Origin of the sequence: uncultured Oscillibacter sp. (assembly GCF_950073225.1) — a bacterium.
Classification (GTDB): domain Bacteria; phylum Bacillota; class Clostridia; order Oscillospirales; family Oscillospiraceae; genus Oscillibacter.
This window is the reverse complement of record NZ_CATMPS010000016.1, coordinates 1-12,854: the sequence shown is the minus strand read 5'-3', so window position 1 is coordinate 12,854 and position 12,854 is coordinate 1. Positions and strand designations below refer to the sequence as shown.

Genomic DNA, 12,854 nt, shown 5'->3' with positions numbered 1-12,854 from the left:
CAAGCTCCCCCGCCCAGGCCCGCGGGCAGGGGGCGTGGATTTGCTACGGTTTGATTATAGTAACTCCTCCGGAAAAGTCAAGTCTTTCAAGAGCGAAAACGCTTGCGTAAATCCTTTCCCGGCCCAAACTTTAACACGTCCTTGATGCCCGGAGGGCGCGAAAAAAATCCGGACCCCATTCCCGGGAGGATGGAGTCCGGATTTCCGGCTTGGCTTGGGTCAGCGGAGGGCGTAGATCTGGGTGTAAATGCCCACCCAGTGCAGGGCCGCCCCCGCCAGGACGAAGACGTGCCAGACACAGTGGTCATACTTCCTCTTCCCGGCGAAGGGAATCATCCCCAGGGTGTAGGCCAGCCCCCCCGCGAAGATGAACCACAGCAGGGTCCGGCTGTAAAGGTACATCCGGGGCAGGAATACCAGCCCGCTCCACCCGATGAGGAAGTACAGCGTGAAGTGCAGGGCCCGCCAGCGGCCCGGGCCGAAGACCATCACCAGCGTCACGCCGGTGAGGATAACCGCCCACTGGACGCAAAAGATGGCCACCCCGGCGGCTCCGCCCAAATACACCAGCAGAATCGGGGCGAAGGTGCCGCCGATCAGCAGATAGATGGACGTGTAATCGAACCTCCGGCAGACCCGCTTCACCTGGGAGCCGGCGGGCATGGCGTGGTAGACGCAGCTCATCAGCATCATCGCCACCATGCTGATTCCGTAAACGCAGGAGGCCAGCAGCTCCATAGCCCCCTGGGACCGGAGCAGCAGCAGCGTCAGCGCCACCGCCGCACCCAGGGCCCCCAGACCGTGGCTCACGGCGTTGAAGACCTCCGCCCCCAGCGTCAGCCGGGGTGGCTCGTTCCGGGCCTGTATTTTCGCCCGGCGGACCGCCCGCAGGCGGGCCCGCTGCAATTCCTGTTTCGTCAAAACGGCCTCCATAATGCTCCTCCTCAGCGCAAGCTGCTTATACCGTGTAATATAGTTTCTAAAACCATATTACACGATTTGTATTTATATTGCAAGTAGTTTTTGCGAAATATTTTAAATCTATCCCAACGCCCTGGATTTTAGCACAAGCCGGCGCGGAAATCTTTGGATAAATCGCTGAAATTTTTCATATTTTTCCAGTCCGCTTCCAATTGTACCCGCTAGTTCAACTAGCGCGGGCTGCGGAGCTGCGCTGTCCCGTCCGCGGGAGGCGGCGCTTCCTCTCTCCCGCGGCCATTCGCCTTTTCACAAAAGCGGAGCCGCACATCCAGGCCTCCCATTTCTAAAAAAGAAGCCGGACCGTTTGGCCCGGCTTCCCGATTCTCATTTTTCAGCGCTCCCCTCCAATTCCGCCATGCTCCGTTTAAACTGAACGGCAAACATGGAGGCGGTGGCGGTCACCGCCAGGAAGTCCGCCGCCGGTTCCGCCAGGAAGACGGCGAAGGTCTTATCGGCGAAAAAGTTCGGCAGGATATAGATGAGGGGGATCAGCAGAATGATCTTCCGCAGCACCGCCAGGAACAAAGAGGTCTTGGCGTTTCCCAGGGCCACGAAGGTCTGCTGGCAGGCGATCTGGACGCCGAAGAGGCAGGTGGTGCCCATGTAAATGCGCAGGGCCCAGGCGGCGTAATCCACCAATTCCGGGGTGTTGTTGAAAATCTGCACGAACACCCGCGGAAACAGCTGCACCGCCGCCCAGAGGACTGCCGAGTAAACTACGCAGGATTTCAGCAGGCAGACGAAAGCGTCCTTCACCCGCCGGGCGTTCCGCGCGCCGAAGTTGTAGCTGATGATGGGTTGACAGCCCTGGGTCAAACCCTGGAGGGGCATCATGGCGAACTGCATCATGCTGGTCAGCACCGTCATGGCCCCCACCGCCAAATCCCCGCCGTATTTCAGCAGCGAGGAGTTGAAGCACACGGCGATGAGGCTTTCCGTTGACTGCATGATAAAGGGGGACAGCCCCAGGGCCAGGCAGGGCAGGAATACCTTTGGCCGGGGCCGCAGGTCTTCCCTCCGCAGCCGCCACTTGGTCTTCGGCCCGGTGAGAAAGCGGAGCACCCACGCGGCGGAAACCGCCTGGGAGAGGATCGTCGCCAGGGCCGCGCCCCGGACCCCCAGGCCGAAACCAAAGATGAAAATGGGGTCCAGCAGCGTGTTCAGCCCCGCGCCGATGAGGACGGTTTTCATGCTGACGGTGGTGAAGCCCTGGGCGGTAATATAGGCGTTCATGCCCAGGGTCACCTGGACAAAGAGGGTGCCCATGGTGTAAATCTTCAGATAGTCCAGGGCGTAGCCAATGGTGTTCCCGCTGGCCCCGAAGGTCAGCAGCAGGGGCTCGGCAAAGCTCTGGAATACCACCGTCAGTACAACGGCGGTGATTACCAGCAGGGTGAAGCTGTTGCCCATGATCCTCTGGGAGCCCTCCGGGTCCCCCCGCCCCTCCTGAATGGAGGCCCGGGGCGCGCCGCCCATGCCCACCAGGGCGGCGAAGGCGGAAATGATCATGATGATGGGCAGGCAGACCCCCACCCCGGTGAGGGCCAGGGCCCCCACCGTGTCCACAGGCTTCATGTGGCCGATGTAAATTCGGTCCACCAGGTTATAGAGCATATTGACAATCTGAGAGGTGATGGTGGGCAGGGCCAGGGAGAACAGGAGCCTGCTTACCTTCCCGCTGCCCAGGTCCACACTTTTTTGATTCATGATAAACGCTCCTTTTCCACGCTCAATTTTTCCGTCTCCCGCAGCACCCGCTCCAGCAGAGCCAGGAACACGGCCTGCTCCTCCTCCGTCAGCCCCGCCAGCAGCAGCCGCCCGCAGGCGGCCTGGACCGCCTGGGCCTCCCGGGCCAGGGGCGCGCCCTGTTCTGTGATTTCCAGGTGGACGACCCGCCGGTCCTCCCCGTCGGCCCGCCGGGCCAGAAGGCCCCGGCCTGTCAGCGCCTCCACCGCCTGGGAAACCTGGGACTTCGCCAGGCCCCGCAGCTCCGTCACGTCCCGGGCGGTGTCCTGGCCGGGGTGGTTGGCCAGGAAGAGGAGGACGTGGAGCTCCCGCATGGAGATTCCCGTCTTTTCCAGCAGGGGGAGAAACTGCCGGTCGTAGTATTTTGAAAACTTCCGGGGCAGACGGGTAAGCTGGGCAATGGTGATCATAGGCCCGTCCTCCTTTGTTCTTTTTCAAACTGTTCTTTTTAGAACTATATGAGTATAGCACCGCGCCGTGCCTCTGTCAAGAGGCGATGGAACATATCCCGTTTGAAAAACGTACCGCCGGAACGTCGCTCCGGCCGGTTCTGCAAAACCGGGTTGATGCGGCAACCGCTGTGTGCTATAATCAGTTCTGAAAAGCGAGAATTTGTGAGGTATCCGCGATGCAATATAATCAAGTGATCCTGTTAAAAAATGGTGTTGAATGCTGTTTGAGAAACGGAATGGAATCTGACGCGCAAGCTGTACTTGATAACTTTCATCTGACACATGGAGAAACGGATTATTTGCTTACCTATCCAGACGAGAATTGCTTTGATGTTATGCAGGAAAGCCAATTCCTAAAAGAGAAATTGGAAAGTGAGCATGAAATCGAAATTGTCGCCTTAGTCGGCAATGCCATTGTAGGAACCGCCGGGATTGAGGCAGTGGGCAAAAAATACAAGATTCGCCATCGTGCCGAATTTGGCGTCAGTGTCGCCAAAGAATTTTGGGGGCTGGGAATTGGACGGGCATTAACCGCGGCGTGTATTGAATGCGCAAAGGCCGCGGGATATATCCAGCTTGAACTAAATATGGTTGCAGGCAATACAAGAGCTTTCGCCATGTATCAAAAAGCTGGATTTGTTGAATATGGCAGGAATCCGAAAGGCTTTCATTCTCGATCAGCAGGATTTCAGGAAGTTATTTATATGAGATTGGAATTGTGATAAACGGATAAAGCTGAATTTATGGAGGGAAAGCATGGAAAAATTCTCAGTATTATTGATGATAGCCGCCATTGTCTGCGCCCTGTTTTCAGGTAAAATCGATATGGCGGTAAACGGGGATAAAAAGGTTCAAAAAGTGATTGTCACATTCAGCGCGGGAGTAATATTCGTTTGTGCGATTGCAATGGCTGCGGGAATCTTATCGTGAATCTCCAAATCGAAAAGCTGAACGCTATCAAGCAGCTTCCCCGTATGGGGCAGCTGCTCGTTTTTGATTCCCGCCTTGTTTCGAAAACGTGCCCCGGCTTTCGCCGGGGCACGCAAACGCTTATTTCATCAGTCCGCACACCAAATCGGTATAGCCGGAGGGGTCCTCCAGGGGCAGTCCCGCAATCAGCAGCGCCTGGTTATACAGCAGGGCGGCGTAGGCCTTCGCCTTCTCCGGGTCCGCCTCCACGGCGGCCTCCAGGGCCTGGAAGGCGGGGTGCTCCACGTTCAGCTCCAGAATCCGGTCCGCCTTGATGGACGCGTCGGGCTGGACGGCCTGGAAATACTTCTCCATCTCAAAGCTCAGGCCCTCCCCGGCGGTGAGGCAGACGGGGTGGGATTTCAGCCTCGCGCTGGCCTTGACCTCCTTCACCTTGTCCCCCAGGGCCTCCTTTACAAAGTCAAAGGCGCTCTTGTGGGCCTCGGCCTCCTCCTCGGCCTTTTTCTCCGCGCCCTCCTCGATCTCCTGGTCCAGCACGGAGCGGAATTCCTTCTCCTTGTAAGTCCGCAGGGTCTGGGCGCAGAACTCGTCCACCTCCTCGGTGAAGTAGAGGATTTCCGTCCCCGCGTCCCGCAGGCCCTCGGTCTGGGGGAGCTTGTCGATTTTGTCCACCGTCTCCCCGGCGGCGTAATAAATATATTTCTGGTCCTCCTTCATCCGGGAGACGTATTCGTCCAACGTGACGGGCTTTTTCTCCGTGGAGGAGTAGAACAGCAGCAGGTCCTGGAGCAGATCCTTGTGGCGGCCGTACTCGTTCACCACGCCGTATTTCAGCTGGCGGCCGAAGTTCTTCCAGAAGGTCTGATACCCCTCCCGGTCCTCCGCCAGGAATTTCGCCAGATCCGCCTTGATCTTCTTCTCCAGGTTCCCGGCGATGACCTTCAGCTGCCGGTCGTGCTGGAGAAGCTCCCGGGAGATGTTCAGGCTCAGATCCGGGGAGTCCACCACGCCCCGGACGAAGCGGAAGTGCTCCGGCAGAAGGTCGGCGCATTTGTCCATGATCAGCACGCCGTTGGAGTAGAGCTGAAGCCCCTTTTCAAACTCCTTGGTGTAGTAGTCGAAGGGCGCGGCCCCGGGGACGAAGAGCAGGGCCTTGTAGGTGACGCTGCCCTCCACGGAGACGGGAATCACCCGCTGGGGGTCGGCGTAGTCGTGGAACTTGTCCCGGTAGAACTTGTTGTACTCCTCGGCGGTGACCTCGCTCTTGGCCCGCTGCCAGATGGGCACCATGGAGTTCAGGGTCTCCACCTCGGTATAAGTCTCATACTCCGGCTTGTCCTCCGGGGAGTCCTCCTTCTTCCGGGTTTTGGAAACCTCCATGCGAATGGGGAAGCGGATGTAGTCGGAGTACTTCCGCACCAGCTCCTGGAGCTTCCAGTTCTCCAGGAACTCGCCGTATTTTTCATCCTCCGTGTCGGCCTTGACGTGCATGACGATGTCGGTGCCCACGGTTTCCTTTTCGCATTCGGCGATGGTGTAGCCGTCGGCCCCGGAGGACTGCCATTTATACCCGCTCTCCGCCCCATATTTCCGGGTCACCACGGTGATCTGGTCCGAAACCATGAAGGCGGAATAGAAGCCCACGCCGAACTGGCCGATGACGTCGGTGTCCTTGGCGTCCTCTCCCAACTCCTGCTTGAACTTGTAGGAGCCGGAGGAGGCGATGACGCCCAGGTTGTTTTCCAGGTCCGCCTTGTCCATGCCGATACCGTTGTCGGAGACCGTCAGGGTCCGGGCGTCCTTGTCCACGGTGATTTCAATCTTGAAATCCCCCCGGTCCATGCCCACGGCGCTGTCGGTGAGGGCCTGATAGCAGAGCTTGTCGCAGGCATCGCTGGCGTTGGAGATGATTTCCCGGAGGAAAATCTCCTTGTGGGTATAAATGGAGTTGATCATCAGATCGAGGAGCCGCTTGGACTCCGCCTTAAACTGTTTTTTTGCCATGATTTGCTTGCACTTCCTTCTTTATATTTTTTAACAACTTTAAAATATAGCACAGCCCTCGGGGAAAATAAATGACCATTTTGTAAATTTCCGCTCAAAGCGGTTGTTTGTCCGCCTGGTTGCGAGTAGAATATAGGGAACAGAAAACGACAGGACCGGCAAAGGAGTTCAAGGGTATGAGCATCTTCCAGAGAATCGGCGGCGCGATTGCCCGCTTTATGTACGGGCGGAACGGATGGGACCAGCTGAACCAGGCGCTGTTCCGGGGGTATCTGGTCCTGTGGGCGGCGGAGCTCGTCTGCTTTTTTATGAAGAAGGGGCTGGCCGTGCGGATTCTGGAGAGCGTGCTGCTCTTTTTGATGATTGTGATTTTGTTCCGCTCGTTTTCCAAGAATCTCTCCCGGCGGCGGATGGAGAATCAGCGGTGGGTAAACTGGTACTGCGGCGTAAAAAACCGCAGCGCCGGGGCCAGGGCCCGCCACGCCGACAAGGAGCACAAGTATTTTACCTGCAAGAGCTGCAAGACCATCTGCCGGGTTCCCACGGGCAAGGGGAAAATTGTGATTACCTGCCCCAAGTGCGGGGCGGAGATCAAGGCGAAGACCTGAATAAAATAAAAAGACCGGAGGATGCAAGTCCTTCGGTCTTTTCTATGCTCTTGGAAAGTGCCGGCACTCATTTGAGACACCGCAGATATAGTCCATACTGACATTGTAGTACTTCGCCAGGATAATCACGCTGTCCAGAGGAATTCGGGTCCTGCCAAGTTCATAATCCGAGTAGGTTTTTTGTCCCACATGCAGCAGCTCCGCGACAAACGTCTGGGTCAAATCCCGGTCCTCCCGCAAAGCGCGTATCCGCTCGCAGAAATCCATCATTCGTTGTCTTCCCTTTCCAACAGCCAAAGCGGCGACACGCCCAAGGCGTCGGCGAAAAAGGGGATTTCAAAATCCGCCACCACACGAAGGCCCGTCTCAATCCGGCTGATGGCCTTCTGTGTAATGTCAAGTCCAGCTAATTGCAGTTTTGCCGCCAGCTGCTCTTGGGAAAGGTCAAGTTCTGTCCGCCTCTCCCGGATGCGGAGTCCGGAACAGTTAAATCTGCCGTTCAGGTCATATATCCTCATACTCACCAAGCCAGTTTTAGTCATTAATTGAGTAGAATCAACTTGACTTTAGCATTCCCTCTATGATGGAATTATCCAAAAGATGACTAAGATAGGGGGCGAGTACAAATGGCCGAATTTTGCCTGGACTGCTGGAACCGAATGAACCACACCCGCAAGACAGAGCGGGACTACGTTCTGTCCAATGGGCGGGACCTCTGCGAGGGCTGCGGGAAGTTCTGCCGGGTGGTAGAGGGAGAACGCACCCTAAAGTTCCTCTATGACCTGCGGCACCGGAAGAAGAAGTAAAACGCGGCGGTTTTAAAACCGCCGCGTCAGCCTGTCGAAAAGCGGCCTGTTTGGAGAATATCCAGACAGGCCGCAAAGATATTGATTGTTTCCTCTGTAAAACGATGCCGGAAGTTATTATTTTCAAGCTCAAAGCTTGGAAATAGAGTGAGGCAGTTCTTCACTCAGCGTGTATCGCAGGAACCATCGGTACGCTGCATCCGTCTGTGCTCTGCGGAACGTCCCCCGCAGCGATACGTTCCCGTCCAGGTGTTGGAGCAGCACCAGTTTGAACAGCACTGCCGGATCGATACTCCTCCGCCCTTCATCCTCGCTGTACAGCGGCTCCGCAATTTCATACAGCCCCTCAAAATCCACCGCCGCATCCACTTGCCGAAACAGATGCTCCGCCGGCACAAGACTTTCCGTATCCACCATTTCTATGACCCCGCGCTCGTTTTTCCCTCGCTCCAACATATCTCTCTCCCCTTATTCCCTATTTTATCGTCTTTATATGAAAAAGTCTGCCTTGTGGCAGACTTTTTCGACAAGCTGAGCGGCGGGGAAATTCCCCGCCGCTTTATTTAAGTTTTGGAGCTCCGGCTCACAGCAGCCCCTGAATCAAAATGATCAAAATCAGCACCGGTAGGACGAACTGGAAGTAGGGCCACAGCCAGCGCGGCATTTTCAGGCCCTGCCCGGAGTTGGCCTCCTCCAGATAGCGGTCGTAGCCCCAGCCGCTCTTGCTGACGCAGAACAGCAGGTACACCAGGGACCCCAGGGGCAGCAGCAGGTTCGAGACGAGGAAGTCCTCGCTGTCCAGCACGTCCCGTCCGCCGATGAGGTGGAGTCCGCTCCAGAGGTTATAGCCCAGGACGCAGGGCATGCTGGCGATGAGGATGAAGACGCAGTTCGCCAGGGCCGCCTTTTTCCGGCTCCAGCCGAAGTTGTCGATGGCGTTGGCCTGGAGGTTCTCAAAGACGGCAATGACCGTGGAGAAGCTGGCGAAGGTCATGAACAGGAAGAACAGGGACCCCCAGAGGCGGCCCCCCGCCATATTCAGGAAAACCTTGGGGAGGATCATGAAGATCAGCGCCGGGCCCTGTCCCGGCTCCACGTCAAAGGCGAAGCAGGCGGGGAAGATGATGAGGCCCGCCATCAGGGCCACAAAGGTGTCCAGCAGGCAGATGCGCACCGCCTCGCTGGTGAGGGTGTTGTCCCGGCTCATGTAGCTGCCGAAAATCTCCATGGCGGCAATGCCGAGACTCAGGGTGAAGAACGCCTGGTTCATGGCGGCGGTAATGACATTGCCCAGGCCCGCCTCCGCCGCCCGCTGGAAGTCGGGCAGGAGGTAGAACTTCACGCCCTCCATCCCGCCGGAGAGGGTCAGGCTGTGGACCGCCAGCACAATGATGAGGGTCAAAAGGCCCAGCATCATCCACTTCGTAATCCGCTCAAGGCCCTTTTGCAGGCCGAAGCTCACCACCAAAAAGCCCGCCAGCACCGTCAGAACCATCCAGACGGTCATCTCCACCGGGTCCGCCAGCATGGCGGAGAACACCCCGTCCACCGCGCCGGCGGCAAGACCGTCAAAGGCCCCGCCGGCGAACTTGAAGAAGTAGCCCAGCATCCAGCCGGAGACGGTGGTGTAGTACATCATCAAAAGGCAGCAGCCCGCCACGCAGAACCAGCCGTGAATGTGCCACTTGCTGCCCGGCTTCTGGAGGGCCTGATAGCCCTGCACGGCGCTTTTGCGGCTGGCCCGGCCCACCGCCAGCTCCATGGTCAGAACCGGCACGCCCATGATCGCCAGAAAGAGCAGGTAAAACAGCACGAACACGCCGCCGCCGTTCTCCCCGGTGACATAGGGGAATTTCCACACGTTGCCGATGCCGACGGCACAGCCCGCGCTTACCAGAAGGAAGCCCAGGCGGGATTGAAAACGCTCCCGTTTCATAAGTTTCTCGTTCCTCTCTCGTATATTTCGTTGCAAAACCCACCGGCGGGAAATCCCGCCCCGGGCAGATTCTCTTATGATAACGGGCCTTAGCGGAAATGTCAATGCTTTCGTGGCGGAAAGGGCGGAAAAAGACTGGAACGTCAAGCCCCGGCCGAAGCCGGGGCTTGACAGAAAGGCCGTTTCGGCCTATAATAATTCCAGACGCCGCGGCAAGCGGTTGGTCCGGCTAGATTATTACAGCTTCAAAAGAGAAACCGTCACCCTGCCCGGTGGCGGTTTCCGCTTTTTACCTTGAGCGTTATCGTCCAATGAAGGATATGGAACGTCCATGTAATCGCCATCCCGTCACCCCCTTTCGGGGAACGGGACCAACCGCCGCCGTCTTTTCGCGGCGCCTATCCCTGCCATACCACAAAATCCGCCGACACGCAAGGCCGGAAAGGAGGCCTCCTATGACGGACTGCCGGACCCGATACCCCCTTCTGCTCATCCACGGCCTCAACTGCCGGGACGATTGGATTTTCCCCTACTGGGGCCGTGTGGCGGACATCCTCCGGGAACATGGGGCCGCTGTTTTTCTCAGCGGACAGGACGCCTGGGGCAGCGTCCCCGGCAACGCCCGGGCCCTTCTCCGCCGGGCGGAGGACATCCTAACGGAGACGGGAAGCGAAAAGCTGAACCTCCTGGCCCACTCCAAGGGCGGGCTGGAGGCCCGGTATCTCATCTCCACCCTGGGCTTTGCCCCCAAGGCCGCCTCCCTCACCACCATCTGCACGCCCCACCACGGCTCCCGGGCGGCGGCGGAGTGGCTGGCGCGGGAGCGGGTCTGCCGGATTGCGGGCCGGGGGCTGGAGGGCTTCTGGCGGGCCCGGGGAGACCGGGACCCGGACTTCCCGGCGGCGGTAAGCGCCCTAACCCCCGTGGCCATGGCCCGCTTCAACGAAGAGAACCCGGACAGCCCCCTGGTCTACTACCAAAGCTGGGGCGCCCGGCTGGACGGGGCGGGCTGGGACCCCATGGACCGCCTCCAGCTCCGGCTCACCAGGGCCGACGCCCCCACGGACGGCCTGGTCTCCCCGGACTCCGCCGCCTGGGGGCGCTGGCGGGGCACCCTGGCGGGCGTGTCCCACCAAGACGCCGCGGGAGGGCGGCGGCGGAAGCGTCCCGGCTTTGACGCCGGGGAGTTCTATATCCGCCTGGTTCAAGAGCTGGCGGAGATGGGATTTTAAGGAGGACTTTATGGAACGATATGCGCAGGCCGCCCCGGCAAAGGTCAATCTGGCCTTAGACATCCTGGGCCGCCGCCCGGACGGCTATCACGAGATGCGCATGGTAATGCAGACGGTAAGCCTCTGCGACGCCGTGACGCTGGAGGAGGCCGGGGAGGGCTTCGCTCTCTTTGCCCAGGGCCTCGTCCTCCCCCAGGGGAAGACCCTGGAACAGCGGGCGGCGGAGGCGTTCTTCGCCGCCATAGGACGGCCCCGGCCGTCCCTCCGGGTGACGCTGGAGAAGAACACCCCGGCCTACGCGGGCCTGGGGGGCGGCAGCGCCGACGTGGCGGCTTTGCTGCGGCTGCTGCGGGAGAGATACGCCCCGGCCATGCCCCGGGAGGCGCTGGAGGCCGTGGGCGGGCAGATCGGCAGCGACATGCCCTTCTGTGTCCGGGGCGGCACCGCCCTGGCGGAGGGCCGGGGGGACCTGCTGACGGACCTCCCCCCCCTGCCGGACTGCCGTTTTGTGATCTGCAAGCCGGACTTCGATCTGCCCACGGGGCCCATGTTCGCCCGGCTCCGCTTTGACAAAAGCCTCCCCCACCCGGACGTGGACGGGATGTCCGCCGCCCTGAAACGGGGGGACCTGGCGGGCGCGGCAAGGCGCGTGGGCAACGTGTTCGAGACGGTGCTGGAACCGCCGGAGCGGCGGGAAATCCAGCGGATCAAGGAAGCCCTTCTCCGCCACGGAGCCCTGTCCGCCGCCATGTCCGGCTCCGGCCCGGCGGTGTTCGGCCTCTTTTCCCCGGAGGCGGAAACCAACCGGGCGCTGGAGGAGCTGGGCCGCCGCTATGCCCAGGTTTTTGAGGCGCTCCCGGTTGGGCGGCTGCTTTAGAGCAAAACCGGCACCTCACGCCGGAGGGTCAGGCTCTCCGGCGTGACGGCGCAGTCCCACGCGCACACCCGGACCCCCGCGGCGGCGGCCTCCCGCAGGGCCGCGCCGAAGGCGGGGTGGGTCTCCTCGTTGGGGGCCACGCTCTTCATGCCCTCCATCTGCACCACGAAGAACAGCGCCGCCCCCAGCCCGGCCTCCGCCGCCTTTTGCAGCTCCCGGATGTGCTTTACCCCCCGCTCCGTGGGCGCGTCGGGGAAGCGGGCCGCGCCGCCGTCCTCCAGGGTGACGCCCTTGACCTCGATCAGGAAGAGGCCCCGGGGGCTCTCCACGCAGAAGTCCAGGCGGGAGTCCCCATATGCGTACTCCCGGCGGAGGACCGCCCCCTCCGGCAGGCGGGGCGCCAGCCATTCGGCAAAGACCCGGTTGGGCGCCTGGGCGTCCATGTTTACCAGCAGCTCCCCCTTCCGCACGGCAATGAGGTCATACGCCGTCTTCCGGCCGGGGTTTTTGTTTTTCTCCAGATAGACGGCCGCTCCGGGGACCAGCAGCTCCCGGCAGCGGCCCGTATTTTTTACGTGGACGGTCTGGACGGCTCCCTCCGCCTCCACCTGGGCGATGAAGCGGTTGGGCCGGGCGAGAAAGCGGCCCGGGACCACGGTTTGATACTGCATAGCGGACTCCTTTCCGGCGGGGCGGGGAAATTTTACCGGTTTCTTAACGGATAAACCCGCTGCTTCCCGCCCCGGATTCGTAAAATTGTACCATGTTTTATTACTTACGTCCAGCCTCCGGGGACTAGGCAAAAAAGCCCTGATAAAATTTCTCCAAAGTCATTGTTTTTTTCGGCGGAAGTTGATACAATAGCCCTGCATCTATATTTATAGGAGGGAGCATATGCCAGAATATGGAAGTTTGTTTGTCTGCCTGATGGGCATGGGCACCGTGTTCTTCGGGCTCATCTGCCTCATCGTCCTGACGACGATCATGGGCAAAATCGTGGGAGGCCGCCCGGCCCCCGCCGCCCCGGCCCCTGTTGCCGCCGCCCCCGCCGCCCAGGAGGGGAACCGCCAGGAGATCGCTGCCGCCGTCTCCGCCGCCATCGCGGAGGAACTGGGGACCAGCATCACGGGCATCCGCATCGTATCCATGAAAAAACTGTAAGGAACAAGAAGGAGAGAGCATCATGAAAAAGTACAGAGTCACCGTCAACGGCACCGCCTATGAGATTGAACTGGAGGAGCTGACCGGGGCCGCCTCCGCGCCCGCCGCCGCGGCCCCCGCT

16 protein-coding genes and 1 pseudogene are annotated in these 12,854 nt (G+C 59.9%); 8 read left to right on the top strand and 9 right to left on the bottom strand.

The window, feature by feature from the left end:
- Positions 1 to 219: 219 nt before the first annotated feature.
- The 3 genes from Q1M04_RS09250 to Q1M04_RS09240 all read right to left on the bottom strand — a co-directional run bounded on the left by Q1M04_RS09250 (position 220) and on the right by Q1M04_RS09240 (position 3,137).
- Complete coding sequence (locus Q1M04_RS09250) at positions 220 to 933, bottom strand: hemolysin III family protein (RefSeq protein WP_297998512.1); 714 nt, start codon at positions 931 to 933, stop codon at positions 220 to 222.
- A 372-nt stretch (positions 934 to 1,305) separates the two neighbouring features.
- Positions 1,306 to 2,691, bottom strand: coding sequence for an MATE family efflux transporter (locus Q1M04_RS09245; protein ID WP_366131884.1), 1,386 nt, complete (start codon positions 2,689 to 2,691; stop codon positions 1,306 to 1,308).
- Complete coding sequence (locus tag Q1M04_RS09240) at positions 2,685 to 3,137, bottom strand: MarR family winged helix-turn-helix transcriptional regulator (RefSeq protein ID WP_297998509.1); 453 nt, start codon at positions 3,135 to 3,137, stop codon at positions 2,685 to 2,687. Before Q1M04_RS09240 ends, Q1M04_RS09245 begins: the two co-directional genes overlap by 7 nt.
- A 218-nt stretch (positions 3,138 to 3,355) precedes the next feature.
- Here Q1M04_RS09240 and Q1M04_RS09235 point away from each other — a divergent pair, with 218 nt between their 5' ends.
- Both Q1M04_RS09235 and Q1M04_RS09230 read left to right on the top strand, forming a co-directional pair.
- Positions 3,356 to 3,901 carry a GNAT family N-acetyltransferase gene (locus Q1M04_RS09235; protein WP_297998507.1) on the top strand — a complete coding sequence of 182 codons (546 nt, stop codon included), beginning with the start codon at positions 3,356 to 3,358 and terminating at the stop codon, positions 3,899 to 3,901.
- Positions 3,902 to 3,935: 34 nt separating this feature from the next.
- Positions 3,936 to 4,109: a protein CrcB-like protein gene (locus Q1M04_RS09230; RefSeq protein WP_297998505.1), complete on the top strand. Its 174-nt coding sequence runs from the start codon at positions 3,936 to 3,938 to the stop codon at positions 4,107 to 4,109.
- A gap of 120 nt (positions 4,110 to 4,229) precedes the next feature.
- On the opposite strand, the gene htpG is transcribed toward Q1M04_RS09230, so the two are convergent.
- Entirely contained in the window at positions 4,230 to 6,113 is a 1,884-nt protein-coding gene (gene htpG / locus Q1M04_RS09225) for a molecular chaperone HtpG (protein WP_297998504.1), read from the bottom strand.
- Positions 6,114 to 6,289: 176 nt separating this feature from the next.
- Here htpG and Q1M04_RS09220 point away from each other — a divergent pair, with 176 nt between their 5' ends.
- Entirely contained in the window at positions 6,290 to 6,721 is a 432-nt protein-coding gene (locus Q1M04_RS09220) for a hypothetical protein (protein WP_297998502.1), read from the top strand.
- Positions 6,722 to 6,763: 42 nt separating this feature from the next.
- Here the strand turns inward: Q1M04_RS09220 and Q1M04_RS09215 are convergent, their stop codons facing one another.
- A complete protein-coding gene (locus Q1M04_RS09215; protein WP_307819243.1) occupies positions 6,764 to 6,991 on the bottom strand; it encodes a helix-turn-helix transcriptional regulator in 228 nt (75 codons plus the stop codon).
- A complete protein-coding gene (locus Q1M04_RS09210; RefSeq protein ID WP_204789818.1) occupies positions 6,988 to 7,239 on the bottom strand; it encodes a helix-turn-helix domain-containing protein in 252 nt (83 codons plus the stop codon). The genes Q1M04_RS09215 and Q1M04_RS09210 overlap by 4 nt, the downstream gene beginning before the upstream one ends.
- 108 nt (positions 7,240 to 7,347) lie before the next feature.
- On the opposite strand from Q1M04_RS09210, the gene Q1M04_RS09205 reads away from it, so the two are divergent.
- Positions 7,348 to 7,527, top strand: a complete 180-nt coding sequence (locus Q1M04_RS09205; protein WP_297998501.1) for a hypothetical protein — start codon at positions 7,348 to 7,350, stop codon at positions 7,525 to 7,527.
- A gap of 129 nt (positions 7,528 to 7,656) precedes the next feature.
- On the opposite strand, the gene Q1M04_RS09200 is transcribed toward Q1M04_RS09205, so the two are convergent.
- Positions 7,657 to 7,983 carry a transposase gene (locus tag Q1M04_RS09200; protein WP_300447482.1) on the bottom strand — a complete coding sequence of 109 codons (327 nt, stop codon included), beginning with the start codon at positions 7,981 to 7,983 and terminating at the stop codon, positions 7,657 to 7,659.
- Between the two features lie 127 nt (positions 7,984 to 8,110).
- Positions 8,111 to 9,463, bottom strand: a complete 1,353-nt coding sequence (locus tag Q1M04_RS09195; protein ID WP_297301431.1) for a sodium-dependent transporter — start codon at positions 9,461 to 9,463, stop codon at positions 8,111 to 8,113.
- Positions 9,464 to 9,918: 455 nt separating this feature from the next.
- On the opposite strand from Q1M04_RS09195, the gene Q1M04_RS09190 reads away from it, so the two are divergent.
- Positions 9,919 to 10,695, top strand: a complete 777-nt coding sequence (locus Q1M04_RS09190) for a triacylglycerol lipase (RefSeq protein ID WP_297998500.1) — start codon at positions 9,919 to 9,921, stop codon at positions 10,693 to 10,695.
- A 10-nt stretch (positions 10,696 to 10,705) separates the two neighbouring features.
- Positions 10,706 to 11,572, top strand: coding sequence for a 4-(cytidine 5'-diphospho)-2-C-methyl-D-erythritol kinase (gene ispE / locus Q1M04_RS09185; RefSeq protein WP_297998497.1), 867 nt, complete (start codon positions 10,706 to 10,708; stop codon positions 11,570 to 11,572).
- Here the strand turns inward: ispE and sfsA are convergent.
- Positions 11,569 to 12,243: a DNA/RNA nuclease SfsA gene (gene sfsA / locus Q1M04_RS09180; RefSeq protein ID WP_293281374.1), complete on the bottom strand. Its 675-nt coding sequence runs from the start codon at positions 12,241 to 12,243 to the stop codon at positions 11,569 to 11,571. The two genes, ispE and sfsA, sit on opposite strands and share 4 nt — an antisense overlap.
- A 223-nt stretch (positions 12,244 to 12,466) precedes the next feature.
- Between sfsA and Q1M04_RS09175 the strand changes: the two genes are divergently transcribed.
- On the top strand, positions 12,467 to 12,733 hold the full coding sequence (locus Q1M04_RS09175) for an OadG family protein (protein ID WP_293281376.1): 267 nt from the start codon (positions 12,467 to 12,469) through the stop codon (positions 12,731 to 12,733).
- Positions 12,734 to 12,755: 22 nt separating this feature from the next.
- Positions 12,756 to 12,854: pseudogene (locus Q1M04_RS09170) on the top strand (acetyl-CoA carboxylase biotin carboxyl carrier protein subunit); the annotation flags it as partial.